The organism is Maribacter spongiicola (assembly GCF_052119685.1).
Taxonomy (GTDB): Bacteria; Bacteroidota; Bacteroidia; order Flavobacteriales; family Flavobacteriaceae; genus Maribacter; species Maribacter spongiicola_A.
The window spans coordinates 1-14,807 of the sequence record NZ_JBGQOO010000022.1; the positions used below are offsets into that span (position 1 = coordinate 1).

General features: G+C 34.0%; 16 protein-coding genes. 10 read left to right on the forward strand and 6 right to left on the reverse strand.

The window, feature by feature from the left end; translation table 11 throughout:
• Positions 1-486: 486 nt before the first annotated feature.
• Positions 487-1,821 carry a serine hydrolase domain-containing protein gene (locus tag ACEN2N_RS18715; RefSeq protein ID WP_441825753.1) on the reverse strand — a complete coding sequence of 445 codons (1,335 nt, stop codon included), beginning with the start codon at positions 1,819-1,821 and terminating at the stop codon, positions 487-489.
• A 72-nt stretch (positions 1,822-1,893) separates the two neighbouring features.
• Entirely contained in the window at positions 1,894-2,298 is a 405-nt protein-coding gene (locus ACEN2N_RS18720) for a DUF2452 domain-containing protein (RefSeq protein WP_441825754.1), read from the reverse strand.
• A gap of 107 nt (positions 2,299-2,405) precedes the next feature.
• Here ACEN2N_RS18720 and ACEN2N_RS18725 point away from each other — a divergent pair, with 107 nt between their 5' ends.
• The 4 genes from ACEN2N_RS18725 (at position 2,406) to ACEN2N_RS18740 (ending at position 6,496) form a co-directional block, all read left to right on the forward strand.
• Positions 2,406-3,917 carry an FG-GAP-like repeat-containing protein gene (locus tag ACEN2N_RS18725; RefSeq protein WP_441825755.1) on the forward strand — a complete coding sequence of 504 codons (1,512 nt, stop codon included), beginning with the start codon at positions 2,406-2,408 and terminating at the stop codon, positions 3,915-3,917.
• Between the two features lie 68 nt (positions 3,918-3,985).
• On the forward strand, positions 3,986-4,345 hold the full coding sequence (locus ACEN2N_RS18730; RefSeq protein ID WP_441825756.1) for a 3D domain-containing protein: 360 nt from the start codon (positions 3,986-3,988) through the stop codon (positions 4,343-4,345).
• Positions 4,345-5,007 (forward strand): N-acetylmuramoyl-L-alanine amidase, encoded by a 663-nt coding sequence (locus tag ACEN2N_RS18735; protein ID WP_441825768.1) that lies wholly within the window; start codon positions 4,345-4,347, stop codon positions 5,005-5,007. The genes ACEN2N_RS18730 and ACEN2N_RS18735 overlap by 1 nt, the downstream gene beginning before the upstream one ends.
• A 25-nt stretch (positions 5,008-5,032) precedes the next feature.
• Complete coding sequence (locus ACEN2N_RS18740) at positions 5,033-6,496, forward strand: M14 family metallopeptidase (protein WP_441825757.1); 1,464 nt, start codon at positions 5,033-5,035, stop codon at positions 6,494-6,496.
• Between the two features lie 71 nt (positions 6,497-6,567).
• Here the strand turns inward: ACEN2N_RS18740 and ACEN2N_RS18745 are convergent, their stop codons facing one another.
• Positions 6,568-7,398 (reverse strand): OmpA family protein, encoded by an 831-nt coding sequence (locus tag ACEN2N_RS18745; protein WP_441825758.1) that lies wholly within the window; start codon positions 7,396-7,398, stop codon positions 6,568-6,570.
• Positions 7,399-7,604: 206 nt separating this feature from the next.
• Positions 7,605-8,696 (reverse strand): vWA domain-containing protein, encoded by a 1,092-nt coding sequence (locus tag ACEN2N_RS18750; RefSeq protein ID WP_441825759.1) that lies wholly within the window; start codon positions 8,694-8,696, stop codon positions 7,605-7,607.
• A 210-nt stretch (positions 8,697-8,906) separates the two neighbouring features.
• Here ACEN2N_RS18750 and ACEN2N_RS18755 point away from each other — a divergent pair, with 210 nt between their 5' ends.
• The 3 genes from ACEN2N_RS18755 to ACEN2N_RS18765 are packed head-to-tail and all read left to right on the forward strand — an operon-like array spanning position 8,907 to position 11,633.
• Complete coding sequence (locus ACEN2N_RS18755) at positions 8,907-9,917, forward strand: XdhC family protein (RefSeq protein ID WP_441825760.1); 1,011 nt, start codon at positions 8,907-8,909, stop codon at positions 9,915-9,917.
• A complete protein-coding gene (locus tag ACEN2N_RS18760) occupies positions 9,914-10,540 on the forward strand; it encodes a nucleotidyltransferase family protein (RefSeq protein WP_441825761.1) in 627 nt (208 codons plus the stop codon). The genes ACEN2N_RS18755 and ACEN2N_RS18760 overlap by 4 nt, the downstream gene beginning before the upstream one ends.
• Before the next feature lies 1 nt (position 10,541).
• Positions 10,542-11,633: an amidohydrolase family protein gene (locus ACEN2N_RS18765; RefSeq protein ID WP_441825762.1), complete on the forward strand. Its 1,092-nt coding sequence runs from the start codon at positions 10,542-10,544 to the stop codon at positions 11,631-11,633.
• 1 nt (position 11,634) lies between these two features.
• Here the strand turns inward: ACEN2N_RS18765 and ACEN2N_RS18770 are convergent, their stop codons facing one another.
• Positions 11,635-11,781: a hypothetical protein gene (locus ACEN2N_RS18770; RefSeq protein WP_441825763.1), complete on the reverse strand. Its 147-nt coding sequence runs from the start codon at positions 11,779-11,781 to the stop codon at positions 11,635-11,637.
• A 146-nt stretch (positions 11,782-11,927) separates the two neighbouring features.
• On the opposite strand from ACEN2N_RS18770, the gene ACEN2N_RS18775 reads away from it, so the two are divergent.
• Together ACEN2N_RS18775 and ACEN2N_RS18780 are read left to right on the forward strand one after the other, a co-directional pair.
• A complete protein-coding gene (locus ACEN2N_RS18775) occupies positions 11,928-12,416 on the forward strand; it encodes an RNA polymerase sigma factor (RefSeq protein WP_441825764.1) in 489 nt (162 codons plus the stop codon).
• Positions 12,417-12,418: 2 nt separating this feature from the next.
• Positions 12,419-13,018 (forward strand): hypothetical protein, encoded by a 600-nt coding sequence (locus ACEN2N_RS18780; RefSeq protein WP_441825765.1) that lies wholly within the window; start codon positions 12,419-12,421, stop codon positions 13,016-13,018.
• A gap of 5 nt (positions 13,019-13,023) precedes the next feature.
• Here the strand turns inward: ACEN2N_RS18780 and ACEN2N_RS18785 are convergent, their stop codons facing one another.
• Positions 13,024-13,641: a GntR family transcriptional regulator gene (locus tag ACEN2N_RS18785; protein WP_441825766.1), complete on the reverse strand. Its 618-nt coding sequence runs from the start codon at positions 13,639-13,641 to the stop codon at positions 13,024-13,026.
• A 164-nt stretch (positions 13,642-13,805) separates the two neighbouring features.
• Between ACEN2N_RS18785 and ACEN2N_RS18790 the strand changes: the two genes are divergently transcribed.
• Positions 13,806-14,588 (forward strand): hypothetical protein, encoded by a 783-nt coding sequence (locus ACEN2N_RS18790; protein WP_441825767.1) that lies wholly within the window; start codon positions 13,806-13,808, stop codon positions 14,586-14,588.
• The last annotated feature ends 219 nt before the right edge of the window (positions 14,589-14,807 follow it).

A 14,807-nucleotide genomic window follows, 5' to 3' on the forward strand; every position in this document is an offset into this window, starting at 1 on the left:
TGGTTGTTCGTTGATGGTTGTTCGTTGATGGTTGTTCGTTGATGGTTGTTCGTTGATGGTTGTTCGTTGATGGTTGTATTAAAAAAGTTCATTTTTTCTTTAGAAAAAACGAACTTTTTTAGGCTAAAGGCTAAAGAAGATTGTTGGAACGCGAAGCGTTTCCGAATCAATTAAGCAGTACTTAATACTTAATACATTTTACTTAATACTTTTTTATCTAAAAACTGAACACTGAAAACTGCTACTGTAACACTGCCAACTGAAAACTAAAATGACTGTAACTAAAAAGAGTCCGGTCAGTGAAGATCAGACTCTTTTACGAGAACACTATATGAAAATGAAAATTTTTAATTCGTTTTTAATAACACTGTAAATATATATATCATTCAGGGTTCTTTGAAACTATTGTTGCCACACTAGAGAATTTTGTGGTGAACTGCTTAAAAAATGTGGTATTGTATTTAAAAGGTTAAAATTTCGCCCTTTTTATCGAATAGAAGCTATTATTTCTTTCAACAGTGTGTTGAATTGCTCGTCGGTCTGTTCTTTTAATCCGGTTCTGACTACCACAAGATCTTTTGAAGGTATTATAAAGATACGTTGTCCTTGAAATCCGTTTACAGAATATAAGTCGGTAGGAATGTCTTCATATTTACCTTCCGCATTTAACCAAAAATGTGCGCCGTAGGTTCCGTTAGAATTGATTGTAGGTTTTGCTACATAATCTGACCAAGATTCTGAAAAGATGCGTTCACCATTCCAATCTCCCTTATTCAAGTATAACAATCCGAATTTAGCCCAATCTCTCGTTGTTGCCCAACCATAAGATGATAGAATATAGTTGCCAGATAAATCGGTTTCTAATAACATCGAATTCATTCCAATCTTATCGATCAATTCTTTGTAGGGAAAATCTAAATATTCTTGATGTGTAGCGAACTGCTCTCTTAGAATTCCAGAAAGCAGGTTAGTGGTGCCAGAAGAATAATTCCACACTTCTGTAGGTTCGGCTATTACCTTTTTAAATCGCTGCGCTAAAGTCATATCAGAATCTAAAAATAGCATTTGGGTAACATCAGATATTTTAAAATAGTTCTCGTCCCATTCCAATCCGCTTTGCATACGTAATAGGTTATTAAGGGTAATATCGAGCTTGTGGTTCTTCATGCTCATTTCCTTAGCAAATGGCTTAAATTCCATATCGATTTCATCTTGGTACTCCAAAATACCATAAAGCGTAGCCAAGATACTTTTGGTCATTGACCACCCAAGAATTTTTGTATCCTTCGAAAATCCGCGTATGTAACGTTCCCCAATAATTTGATTTTTATGAACCACCAAAAGAGATCTTGTTTTTTGTTCAGGGTCTTTAAAAGCATTTTCAAATGCTACTTCTAATTTATCATAGGCTACATTTTCTAGTACCGTATCGACAACACCGTTATTTCCATAAGGAAAAGGCAATGAATCTTGCACTTTAAATCTATTGGGGACAATGTCGAAATTGTGTTTAGAAAATTCTTTGTTAGTAAGTACGGCTCCAAGTCCTTCTTTATAAACCGCTGTTCTTGGCATAAGTCCATAAACGATTGCCGTAGCGGATTTACTATCTTTCGACACTTCAGAATCTGCCAAGTTGATCAATGGCATCTCATTATCATTCAATGTAATATTTATAGCATCTCTATCAGCAATAAATACCGTAGAAGCCATGTTTTTAGAAGCATAACCAGATATTAGATTAAGTTTAGGATAGTTGAAATATGCCGCGGCAATGATACCTACTAAGGCAATGCCTAAAAGCAGTTTTGTTTTCTTCATTCTTAATGTGTTCTTGATAAGATTAAAATGTGTTGATATCTTAAGTTAAGATAGATTTCTTTTTTGCCGTAATTAGTTCACTTTCTCCCACGTTTTATCCGAGGTAAGCTTAAAGCTTCCTACATGATTAAAATTGCATTCTTGAGGAAGTATAAGCGATAAGAACGTGCTTTCATCTTTAGCTTTATACAAATGATATACCTTACCTACAATGGGTTCAAAATTGAATTTTGCGCTGTATACCAAATTGTTGTATTCAAAATTTGCCATCAGTTTCTTGTACGTTTCTTGAAGTGCTTCATATTCTGCCTTAAACTGATTATTAGCACTTACAATATGTGTGTTCTTCCAAGAAGTTACGTCTGGCGGAGTAATTTTTGGTGCTGATACTCCGGTTGCAAAAGGGGATAGTTTTCCGTGATACTCTTGGGTATCTTCATTGAAAACTACATTATCTGGTTTTTTTTCTTTTTTCATAGCGATACAAATTTAAAGAAAAGCCTGCATTTATCACTTGCAAGATTATAGGGGTATAGGTATCTTCCATTTTTCAATTCCGAATTCAACAAAACATCCTAATTCTAATGGCTTTTAAATCTGTCTTCTACTCCCTACTATTATGTGCCATTGTATCGTGTAACACAGAAAAACGTTCAAAAGAAGTGGTGCTTTATGAAAATTATTGTGCCAGCTGCCACATGGCACCGAATATCAATGATTTACCAAAAGATATATGGCGAGATAATATACTACCAGATATGGGTGCTCGATTAGGAATTATTACACCAGATAAACACCCCTATTATAAGCTTTCTTTCGATGAACAGGCAGCTATTATAAAATCTGGAATATACCCAGGTAAACCATTAATTAATGAACAAGACTGGCAACTATTGGTCGATTACATTATTAGTTTGGCGCCAGATAGCGTAGTCAACAATCCGCTGAAAATTGAAAACGATAAGCTTTCACAATTTAATACCAAACCAGTAGCTTTAGATAGTATTAAGGGTAATTTGTATACCTTTTTAAAGATCGATACGACTCTTAATCAAGTACTTACAGGAAACAGGAGAGGGGTTTTAAGTAGCTACGATTTAAATACTGGCGAAAATAGGTATTTGGGTAATACTGATTTAGCTATTACCGATGCACGACTAATTGGCGATAGTATTTTTGTTACGACTATGGGTTTAATGGATCCTTTTGAAATACCAAGGGGAAAAACCATTCTCAAAAGTGGAAGTGCAACCGCTGTTCTACAAGATTCGTTACATAGACCTGTACATACCTTGTATATCGATTTAAATAATAACGGAAAAGAAGAAATTATTATAAGCGAATTCGGTAACCTTAAAGGTAAACTTACACTACTTGAAAAAGACAAATACGGATTCTATAAAAACACAACATTACTTAATGTATCTGGTACCATAAGAGTTATCGCTAAGGATATGAATGCAGATGGTCAAGAAGATTTAGTGGTTATGGCAGCACAGGGCGATGAAGCGATGTATATATTATACCAAAAAGAAAATTTGACTTTTGAGGTTGAAAAAGTGATTCGCTTTAGTCCCGTATACGGCTCTAGTTGGTTTGAGCTGGTGGACTATAATGGCGATGGTTTCGACGATATTATAACTGTCAACGGTGATAATGCAGATAAATCTATATTTCATAAACCTTACCACGGCATGCGAATTCATATAAATGATGGTAACAATAAATTTACAGAAACATTTTTCTTCCCATTAAACGGTGCTACCAGAGTTATTGCCAATGATTTTGATGAAGACGGTGATATAGATATTGCGCTGTTAGCGTCTTTTCCTGATTATGAAAAGCACCCAGATTATAATTTTGTTTATTTAAAGAACGAGGATAGTGACAATTATTCTTTTAAATCTGAGCATTTTTCAGATATTAATATGGGCAGATGGTTTTTGATGGATGCTGCCGATATTGACGGTGATGGCGATAAAGATATTGTGCTTAGTGCTTTAAATTATTCTTTTACTAAGGTGCCTAAAGACATCAAAAAAGCTTGGGACGAAAGTTATACCGACCTTTTAATTTTAGAAAATAAACTACATTAGTAGTTATGATAAAAAGGGTGTCCATTTTTTTTCTGCTACTAATAGCTTTTGGCTGTTCAGATAAATCTTTGGATAAAAAATATAAGTGGGTTCCTTTACAAGTAACTGCAACTGCATATAATTCGGTTCCCAACCAAACATCATACGAGCATCCTGCAATTACTGCTTGGGGAGATTCTATTAAACCGGGTCAAAAATGGATTGCGGTATCCAGAGACCTATTAAAAAAAGGCCTTGCATATAATACCTTAGTAAAAATCGACACTTTTGAAGGTATCTATATCGTAAAAGATAAAATGCATTCGCGTTGGCGCAACCGTATAGATATTTATATGGGTGAGAATATTAACCAAGCGAAAGAATGGGGAAGAAAAAAAATCACCATTTCATATGCCGTTGAAAAAGATAGTTTACAAATTGTTGAATGATGAAAAAACGTGTACTTTATTTTATTCTGTGTCTGGTATTAATATCGTGTTCATCTACCAAAACAATTGTAGAACACCCAATTACCTTTAATGAAGAACGAAAAATACTGACACTAGAATATTTGCAGAATAGATACGGATTAGATCAAGATTCCCCTAAAATTGAGCCTAAAATGATTGTTTTACATTGGACGGTCATTCCAACATTTCAAAAATCGTTTGAAGCTTTTGATCCGGTTACGTTACCCAATTGGCGACCAGATATTAAAAATGTAAGTGGACTAAATGTCTCTTCTCAATTTATGGTCGATAGAGATGGTACTATTTATCAATTATTACCAGAAACTACTATGGCGCGACATGTCATTGGTTTAAATCATTGCGCAATCGGAGTGGAGAATGTTGGTGGTACAGAAGAATTGCCATTAACAAAAGCACAATTGAAATCTAATATTTGGTTGGTTAAGTATTTAAAAGATAAATATGATATCGAATACTTAATCGGGCATTATGAATACACCCTTTTTGAAAATCACCCTTTATGGTTAGAGACCGATGAGGGCTACAGAACTGTAAAAACAGATCCAGGACCTGAATTTATAGAGAATGTTAGAAAGGCAGTGAAAAATTTGAACTTTAAAGAACTTCCCAACAAACAATAGAAAACTATCTAAAGAACAACAGTAAATGAAAAACATATTTCTATCAATATTAAGCTTATGCTCGCTCTCGGTAATAGGGCAATCAGATAATATAACCACCCAATTATATGATACCTACGAGAATTATAAAGAAGGTTCTATAGGTAAACGACGTATTAAAAGAACCGATATTCAACCACTTATCGACAAGCTTTCTGCTAACAGCAAGTTTAAAGTGCATACGGTTGGTAAATCTATTGGTGGCAAAGATTTAAGTCTTATTAGTATTGGAACAGGGGAAACCAATGTCTTTCTCTGGTCTCAAATGCATGGCGATGAACCAACGGCTACACAAGCTATTTTTGATATTCTTAATTTCTTTGATAGTGAAGATTTTAAAGAGGAAAAAGAGTCAATTCTAGCCAATTTAACGGTTCACTTTTTACCAATGTTGAATCCTGATGGTGCAGAGCTTTATCAGCGTAGAAATTTATTGGGTATAGATATTAATAGAGATGCATTGCGTTTGCAGTCTCCTGAATCGCAAACTTTAAAACGTGTACGTGATAGTCTTGATGCCGATTTCGGATTCAATCTTCATGATCAAAGCACGTATTATAATGCGGAACGTACCGAAAAACCTGCTACGATATCTTATTTGGCTCCGGCTTATAATTATGAGAAAGATATCAATGAAACTCGTGGCAACGCCATGAAAATCATTGTATTTATGAATGATATTCTGCAAAAATATGCACCGGGACAAGTTGGTAGATATAATGATGATTTTGAGCCAAGAGCTTTCGGAGATAATATTCAAAAATGGGGTACAAGCACTATTTTAATTGAATCTGGTGGTTATGCTGAAGATGTAGAAAAACAGGAAATCAGAAAACTAAATTATACTTCTATCTTATCTGCAATTTATACTATTGCCCAAAAATCTTATGAGGCTATCGGAATTGAAGAATACGAGAAAATTCCGGAGAACGATAGAAAACTGTTCGATTTGAAAATAGTTAATGCGAGTTATGAACTTATGGATAATACGTACACAATTGATTTAGGCATTCATCAGGTAGAAGTTGATTACCCAGATCACAACTCTTTTTGGTACAGTAGCCGTGTTTTTGATCAAGGAGATTTGTCTACTTATTACGGTTATGAGACATTAGAAGCTACTGGTTATACTATTAAACAAGCAAAAGTTTATCCGAAGAACTTAACGAATTTTGATGAAGTAAAAGCGTTGAATTTTAAAGATGTTTTGAAAAAAGGGTATGGTTATGTACGTGTATCATCAATTCCTTTAAAGAATATCAATTCACCTTTCCCTGTTCATATATTAAGTACAAAATTTATAATTCCTGAATTAAATTTAACTCCAGGTATCAACCCGACCTTCTTTTTAGAAAAAGACGGTGTTACAGAATATGCTGTGATTAACGGATTTTTAGTTGATTTAAAAAAACAAGATATTCATGTACCAAACGGAATGATCTTTAGATAACAAGTTTAGATTTTAAGCATAAAAAAAGGGAAGCAATAGCTTCCCTTTTTAATAGTATTTAATCCTAATGATTATAAGCTATCTTCTGCATCTAAAAGTGCAAAGAACTTATCTAAGTTAGGCAAAATGATAATTTTAGTTCTTCTATTCATCGCCATGTTTTCTTTAGTATCGTTTTCTACCAAAGGTAAGTAGCTACTTCTACCAGAAGCGATAAGTTGAGAAGGATCAACATCATATTCTTTCTGTAATTTACGTACGATCGAAGTTGCACGTTTTACACTTAAATCCCAGTTATCTGTAACCATTGGAGTGTTAATAGTTCTAGAATCTGTATGACCTTCAACCATTACTTCCATACTTGGCTCTGACTTAATTACATCTGCCAATTTTTTCAATATTTTATCAGCTTTGTTACTTACATTATAACTTGCTGTGTTGAATAATAACTCATCTGAGATATTGATCATAACTACAGTTTTATCAATACTTACATCGATATCTTCACCTTCATCAGAAATTGATTGCTTCAATTTGTAAGAAACAGCCAAGTTCATAGAATCTTGTAACGTCTTAGCACCTGCTAATTTTGCTGGATCTACATTTTTCAATGTATTTCTCATCTTAGCTTTTGTATTATTGCTCATAACCGTAACATCATCAACACTAGTGAACTGACTATCGTTCATCTCTTTTAATGAGTTGATTTTTGAATTGTACTCTTCAACACGAGCTTCAATTCTGGTCATTTGACCTTGTAGCTCTTCTTTCTCAACCTGGGTCTTTTGTAATGCACTTTGTGTTTGAGATAAGTTATCTTCTAAAGCAACATATTTCTTTTTAGAAACACATGAAGTTAAAAGTGCTATCGATAAAATAGTAACTAAGGATACTCTTTTCATTTTGTTCTCTTTTAATTAATATTAGTGTAATCGGTTTTATATACGGCACAAATCGATAAACGGATGTTTAAACCTTTACGCAAATACCCTTCGCGCTGAAACGTTATTGCTCAACAAAATGATTATCAATAGGTTGTTGTTTTCACTTTAGGCCAAAAAAAAAGAAGCATTTTCATGCTTCTTTCTATATTTTCATCGGTAATTACCTATTCGCAACCACCTGTGAATCCGTTTGCACTGAACTTGGTCTGTACTGCTCCTTGTCTAGAACCTGTGTTGATTTCGATCGCTAAATTGTTTTCGCCACTACCATCTCTTTTAGGGCTACAGTATTCGAATAAATAAAAGCTGTTCGCTCTTTCAGAAACTTTTTCAGAAATATCTCTAAATGTTCTTTCCAGTTCATCTTTATTCTGTGCGAATACACTTGCCGTTTTACCAATAGCAGATAATACTTCGGTATCTATTTCTGCACCTAAACCGATGCTAAAGAATGATATGTTCGCGTTCGCCTCTTTAACTTTTTTCAAAGCAGCGTCTTCTGTAAATCTAGAAGCTTGATCGGTACCATCGGTAAATATAACTACAGATGCCGCACCAATTTTACCACCAGCGGTAGAAACCTTAACTAAGTCTGAAGCAATATCGGTAGATTTAATAACCGCACCATATAAATCGGTCGATGGGTCATTACTGATATCATTGGTAATACCATCAACAGCATCTTTAAGCTCTGCTCTTGAAGTTGTCAATGCATTTAATAAATGTAACTCGTCTTCTCCATCAAACCAATAAATAGCCATTTTTACAGACTCTTGTGGGGTAGATGGCATAACTGCATCTATAAAACTTGTTGAAGCTAACTTCAACTCATCTAAGCTACTGCTTAATACACTGTTACTTAAATCTAATACCAATAAGGTATTGTTAGAAAATATCTGCGAGTTCGGAGAAATACGTGCCGAAGATTCTGACGTAGATATTGTTTTAAAACAATCGTCGTTTCTGCCTTGCTCGTAAATAGTGAATTGATTTGCTGTTAAACCCGGAACCGGATTACCGCCTGTATCAGATACTCTAAAGAAAATAGATACTTTACCTGGTAGGGTGGTATATTGTTCTTGTATAGATAAAACCAATTCTCCTTCTTCAAGTCCTAAACAATCATCAACTTCAGTTCCTTTTCCTAAGCCGTCGCCTGTAATTAAATCTAAGTTTACATCATCATCTGCATTGCCACAAGAAACAAGTAGTGTTAAGATAAATAACACACTAAAGGACTTCAAAAAATTTTTCATATTAATTAATTATAGGTTCAACTAGCAGAACGGACAAAGTTTATTTAAATTATGGGGAATAATAAAATAAATGTTAAAGATTGTTAAAGCGGAAGCTGTTCCTTATCTAAAGTTCTTAAAAGTCCTATATTTCCTTAGGTTTAAGACAAATACACTTTAGAAATATTAGCCTTAATTTTATTACATTAGAAGTTGTAAAAACTAGTATCTATGACCCATGAATTCAAGAAGATTATTAAAGAGTATAGCATTGCTACTTCTGCAAACCTAAAATGCGTTTTGGCAACTGTTGTCGATTTAGATGGTTCTTCGTATCGCAAGCCTGGTGTGCGTATGCTTATTCGTGAAGATGATGTTATGATCGGTGCGGTCAGTGGTGGCTGTGTTGAGAAAGAAGTATTGTTTCAGGCACAATCTGTTTTTAAAAATCAAACCGCAAAACTGATGACCTATGATGGTCGATTTAGATTAGGCTGTGAAGGTATATTATACATTTTGCTAGAATCTTTTTCACCAAGCGAAGTGCTGATAGAAGATTTTAACTCTGTCATTGAAAATCGTGAATCTTTTGAGCTCCGCACCTCATATAAAATGGAATATGGTATTTTGGACGGATATGGTAGCTTTATAAAGCTTAACTCTAGACCCTATGCTTTTAATAAGAACACCAAAGAACAGTCAAAAGCTTTAGTTTTTACCCAATTAATGCAACCTTGTCAACGCCTATTATTAATAGGAGGAGAGCATGATGCTGTTCAATTAGCACATTTCGGATTGAGTATGGGGTGGGAAGTGAATGTTGCCGTAACTCCGAAAGAGAATAAATCAATATCAGATTTTCCTGGTATAGATGCTTTACTAGACTGTGAACCAGAAGATTTTCCTGTTGAAATAATAGACAAGAATACAGCCATTCTTTTAATGACGCATAGCTATGTTAAAGATTTGAAGTATTTAATGATGCTTAAAAATAGTAGTCCGACCTATTTGGGAGTATTAGGACCTATAAAACGCAGAGAGAAATTACTGTCTGAATTGGTAGAACATGATATGGATATTGATTTAGATTTTATAGAAGGTGTTCATGGCCCAGCAGGACTAAATATCGGAGCTGAAACCCCTCAAGAAATAGCCATTTCTATATTGGCTGAAATTTTAACCGTTATTCGTAAAACAAAACCCGTAATGTTGAAAGACAGATTGAAATCGATTCATAATTGAAAACAGAATTAGATATAGCAGTACTAATTATGGCAGCTGGCGCCTCTAGAAGAATGGATGGCATCAAGCAGTTAATGCCTTGGAAAAATTCTAATTTCTTATTAGAAACAATTAAAACTGTTCAAAATACAAAGGCAAAATCATTGTATGTTGTCTTAGGCTCAAACGCAGAATACATTGATAATCAGTGTAGCTTAAAAGAAAAAAATATAAATGTTATCATTAATTCAAATTGGGAAAACGGCTTGGGTGATAGCATTGCACACGGAGTTAAAGTGTTACTTATACAAAGACCAACCTTAGACGGAATCTTAGTTTGCCTTTCTGACCAGCCTTTATTGAGTTTTGAATACTTAAATTCCTTAGTAGTAGAGTTTGTAAAACATCCATCAAAAATCATAGCAACAAACTATGGTAAAAAGGTAGGTGTGCCCGCATTGTTTCCTAAATTGCTGTTTGAAGAGTTGTGTACGTTAAAAGGAGATTTCGGCGCAAAAGAAATTTTGAACAATAAAAGCAATGCTATCATTCCATTAGACGGTGCAGATCAAATTGTCGATGTAGACACAAATTTAGAATACCAGAATCTAATAAACCGAACAAATAACGCGCTTAACACATAACATGATCAACTTAAAATATACAGTTCTTGTCGTACTTATTTCCTTATTGTCCTCTCCTATACTAGCCCAAGAAATGGGATTTGAAGAGTATAATCCGACATCTACTTTGGTGGTACCAGGAGCGGAAATCACCAAAGCAAAATTCCCTTTTATAGATGTGCATAGTCACCAAAACGACATGTCTGTAGAGGCTTTAAAGGGTTTAGTAAGCCATATGGATGCTATGAACGAAGCAATTATGGTGAATTTAAGTGGACGCTCAGGAGAAAGTTTAAAGGAGAAAATTGACAATATAAACAAGAGTTACCCGAACCGGTTTGTGGTTTTTGCCAATGTAGATTTTGAAGGAGCAAAAGATATGGAATGGGGAGAAAAAGCTGCCTCGCAATTAGAACAAGACATAAAGAACGGTGCTAAAGGTTTGAAGATTTTTAAAAGTTTAGGCTTGCGCAATAAAGATGCTAATGGTAATCGTTTGGCGATAGACGATCCACGACTAGATCCTATTTGGGCAAAATGTGCCGAAATGGGCGTACCCGTATTAATTCATGCTGCAGATCCAGAATCTTTCTGGGATAATATGGATGCCGATAACGAACGTTGGTTAGAATTAAAGACCCACCCTAGAAGAAAGCGTACCGCAACAGATCCTGCACCATTCGAACAAATAATTCAAGAGCAACATAATGTGTTCAAAAAACACCCAAATACAAAGTTTATAAATGCACACATGGGCTGGCATGCGAACAATCTAGAAAAATTAGGAGAGCTATTAGATAAAATGCCAAATATGAATGTGGGTATATCGGCTGTCATCGCTGAGCTTGGTAGACAACCGCAGAATGCTAGAGCGTTCTTTATTAAATATCAAGACAGAGTTTTATTCGGAAAGGATAGTTGGAAACCTGAAGAATTCCCAACTTATTTTAGGGTTTTGGAAAGCAATGATGAGTATTTTCCGTACTACAAGAAATACCATGCATTTTGGGCAATGTACGGATTGAACTTACCTGACGATGTGTTGAGAAAATTGTATTACAAGAATGCGCTAAACCTTATTCCTGGTTTAGATACATTGTTATTTGAAAAGTAGATTATACTTTTTTTAGTACTACAGTTCTCGCGTTAACGGGAATATCTTTAACATCTTGAAAAATACCGCATGATACTTGCTTTTTAGCTAGTGCTGGGGTATTTTTTCTTTTTGTCAAAGCCTCAATTTGCGGATTTAAATACTGCATATCAGAATATTTTTTTTAATCAAACGTACATATACACCTCATGTTGTACGATTTAGGATTATTTTACTCTAATTTAAAAAAGATTTTACATTGAAATGTGATAAACTACATAAAACCCATACTAATGGGTAAATAGGTTTTTATAAATGCAAAAAGAAGCAGTCTTTACTGATTTAATACGAGAGCATCAGGCGCTGTTATATAAAGTGACTACCGTTTACACCGATAACAAAGAAGATCAAGAAGACTTATTTCAAGAAGTTGTATATCAGTTGTGGAAGTATTTTGACTCGTTTCGTAACGAATCGAAAATAACAACTTGGATGTATCGTGTAGCGATGAATACATCGATCACATTTATCAAGAAAAAAAAGAGAAGACCAGATTCCGTTCCCATTGCAGATATTTTTATCAAGGAATCAGATATTAATAATGATGCCTACGAAGAGCGATTACGATTACTATATCAGCATCTAAAACATCTAAATACCTTAGAAAAAGGACTCATTTTTCTTTTACTTGAAGGAAAAAGCTATAAAGAGATAGCACAAATTACAGGACTAAACGATAGTAATGTAGGTACCAAAATATCTCGAATAAAGAAAAAATTAAAAACTAACATGACAAAATATTAATCATGGAACTAGAAGAACTACAGTCTTCATGGACACAAATGAGCGATGAACTAAATCATCAAAAAAAATTAACGAACCAAATAATATTAGATATGACAAAGCAGAAATATCAAAATAAGTTCTCAACCATTACCAAATACGAAACCTTTGGTGCCGTAGTTTGTTTTGCTATAGCATTATTTGTGCTGCTAAACTTTGGTGAATTAGATACCTGGTACTTACAGATTTGCGGAGTACTCACCCTTTCATTTCTAATAATCTTACCTGCAATGGTTCTTACAACTTTAAAAAGAATAAAAAACATAGATATTTTAAACGGTTCTTATAAAGAAAATTTAAAGTTTTACTTGAAGACTAAGAATAGACTTTTAAGATTACAACAAATTGGTATAGCAGTTGGTTTTATTGGACTATTATTTATAGTACCGGTAACCTCTAAAATTATCTCGAACAAGAATGTATTTTTAACCAACTTGAAAACAGAGCAATACGTAATATTTGCTTTAACATTAATAGTAATGGTGTTTTTCTGTAGATGGGCATATAAGGGGTACGTTAAAGTAACCCAATCAGCCCAAGAGTTGATTCAAGAATTAGAGTAATTTCTCTATTCAGTAAGTTTCTTTTGAACGTAATTTAATATTAGCATCCAATTCATTTTTAACAGGAGGGAAGCTGTCGGCACATTGTCATCGGCAATTGCTGAAATAATTGAATCATGCTGATTATCAGATTTGTTGTAGAAAGAATCATCATTTGTAAAGGCACGTTCATAAAAAAAGATGCGTTTCTTTAAATCATGAAGAATTTTAAGTGCCAATTTGTTTTTATAACCTTGGGTCAATAATCTATGAAATTCTAAATCAGCTTGTATTCTTGAAATAGCGTTGGTGGCATTTTCAAATGCTTCCTGCTGATTTTTAAGATTGATGATGTCTTCTTGACTGAATTCTGAATTTTCAATTGCCATGACTTCCAAATTGGCAACCAGTTCATAAAGATCTTCAGCTTCTTTTACATCTAATTCAGCGATAATAAACCCTCGGTTTGGTACTGCCTTTATAATATGAGCTTGCTGCAGCTGAGTCAGGGCCTCTCTTATAGGTGTTACACTTACATTCAAATGACGCGCAAGGGCAGCTAAATTAATAGTTTTACCTGTTTTAAGATTACCGGTAATCATTTCTGATAACAGATAATCGCGTACTTGATCTCTTAAATTCATTTTAACCAACATACATCAAATATAATATATCGTATACGATTATATCGGTTTTATATGGCGCTTTATTATGAATGGTGCTAAATGTAGTTTGTTAATCTGTTAAATATCAATACTAGGACTGCATTTTTATCGTTTTAAAGTAACAACCCTACAAACAATTCAATATGAAAAATCTAACATCTAATTTAGTAAAAGGATTATTACTTTCAAGTGTATTATTTATGGCATACAGCTGTAGTGATGATGACACCACAACAGAGGAAGTCACTTTGACCCAAACAGAGCTTAAAGCAGTTCTAGAGACCGACGACATAACAGGTGGTATTGATCTAGCTTTATATGAGTTATCATCCAATAATGGTTCCACAGGAAAAACCCTAAGTAGTGAATGTTATAGCGCCGTTTACTCTGACACCGGTTATGTCGCCACTTTTAATAATTGTGTGTTAAATGGAACTGAAAATGTGAATGGCACATTAGCTGTAACCTATGACCAGCAAGGAGAAACAGGTTCTTTTACCGCTAGTTATGTAGATTTTTATGTGGGAGAAACAAAAATTAATGGAACTAGATCATTTTCGTTCAATACCAGTTCTAATGAAAACGCTATAACTTTTCAGGTTACTAGTGAAATGACAGTTGAAATGGAAGATGGTTCTATTATTTCTGACAGTGGCACTAAATCTACAACTATTGCTTTTAATGAAACTGCAACGTATAGTGTAGAAGGCAGCTGGACTGTAATTTTTGAGGGAAATACGTATAATGTTACAGTAAATAATCCTTTAACAAGTGAAATAACCTGTACCTATGTATCAAGTGGTGATATGGATGTTTCTAAAAACGGACTTTCGGTAAACGTAGACTTTGGAGATACTACTTGTGATAATGTTGCTATGCTTACATATCCTAATGGTGTTGAAGAGGAAATTACTTTAGAAGATTAAATTTTCAAATATTAATAAAATTAGAAAGGATAAGATTGTTTGATCTTATCCTTTTTTTTGCTAATTCAGAGAAATAAGTTTAAAATTTCTATTCTTTCTATGTTTTACTTAATTTAAGAAAGGCGCCCAGTACTTAATAATGATTAATGAGTATGATTTCTACTCGCAGCCCATTGTACTCTTTTACTATTCTTAAAACTTGAAAAGAATGTATTTCTT

Bases quoted from the DNA above. Each gene is read 5' to 3' on its own strand.
- ACEN2N_RS18775 (WP_441825764.1), top strand. From the start codon at position 11,928: ATGCAAAAAGAAGCAGTCTTTACTGATTTAATACGAGAGCATCAGGCG.
- ACEN2N_RS18725 (WP_441825755.1), top strand. From the start codon at position 2,406: ATGGCTTTTAAATCTGTCTTCTACTCCCTACTATTATGTGCCATTGTA.
- ACEN2N_RS18780 (WP_441825765.1), top strand. From the start codon at position 12,419: ATGGAACTAGAAGAACTACAGTCTTCATGGACACAAATGAGCGATGAA.
- ACEN2N_RS18790 (WP_441825767.1), top strand. From the start codon at position 13,806: ATGAAAAATCTAACATCTAATTTAGTAAAAGGATTATTACTTTCAAGT.
- ACEN2N_RS18750 (WP_441825759.1), bottom strand. From the start codon at position 8,696: ATGAAAAATTTTTTGAAGTCCTTTAGTGTGTTATTTATCTTAACACTA.
- ACEN2N_RS18745 (WP_441825758.1), bottom strand. From the start codon at position 7,398: ATGAAAAGAGTATCCTTAGTTACTATTTTATCGATAGCACTTTTAACT.
- ACEN2N_RS18765 (WP_441825762.1), top strand. From the start codon at position 10,542: ATGATCAACTTAAAATATACAGTTCTTGTCGTACTTATTTCCTTATTG.
- ACEN2N_RS18740 (WP_441825757.1), top strand. From the start codon at position 5,033: ATGAAAAACATATTTCTATCAATATTAAGCTTATGCTCGCTCTCGGTA.
- ACEN2N_RS18715 (WP_441825753.1), bottom strand. From the start codon at position 1,821: ATGAAGAAAACAAAACTGCTTTTAGGCATTGCCTTAGTAGGTATCATT.
- ACEN2N_RS18785 (WP_441825766.1), bottom strand. From the start codon at position 13,641: ATGAATTTAAGAGATCAAGTACGCGATTATCTGTTATCAGAAATGATT.
- ACEN2N_RS18735 (WP_441825768.1), top strand. From the start codon at position 4,345: ATGAAAAAACGTGTACTTTATTTTATTCTGTGTCTGGTATTAATATCG.
- ACEN2N_RS18770 (WP_441825763.1), bottom strand. From the start codon at position 11,781: ATGCAGTATTTAAATCCGCAAATTGAGGCTTTGACAAAAAGAAAAAAT.
- ACEN2N_RS18755 (WP_441825760.1), top strand. From the start codon at position 8,907: ATGACCCATGAATTCAAGAAGATTATTAAAGAGTATAGCATTGCTACT.
- ACEN2N_RS18720 (WP_441825754.1), bottom strand. From the start codon at position 2,298: ATGAAAAAAGAAAAAAAACCAGATAATGTAGTTTTCAATGAAGATACC.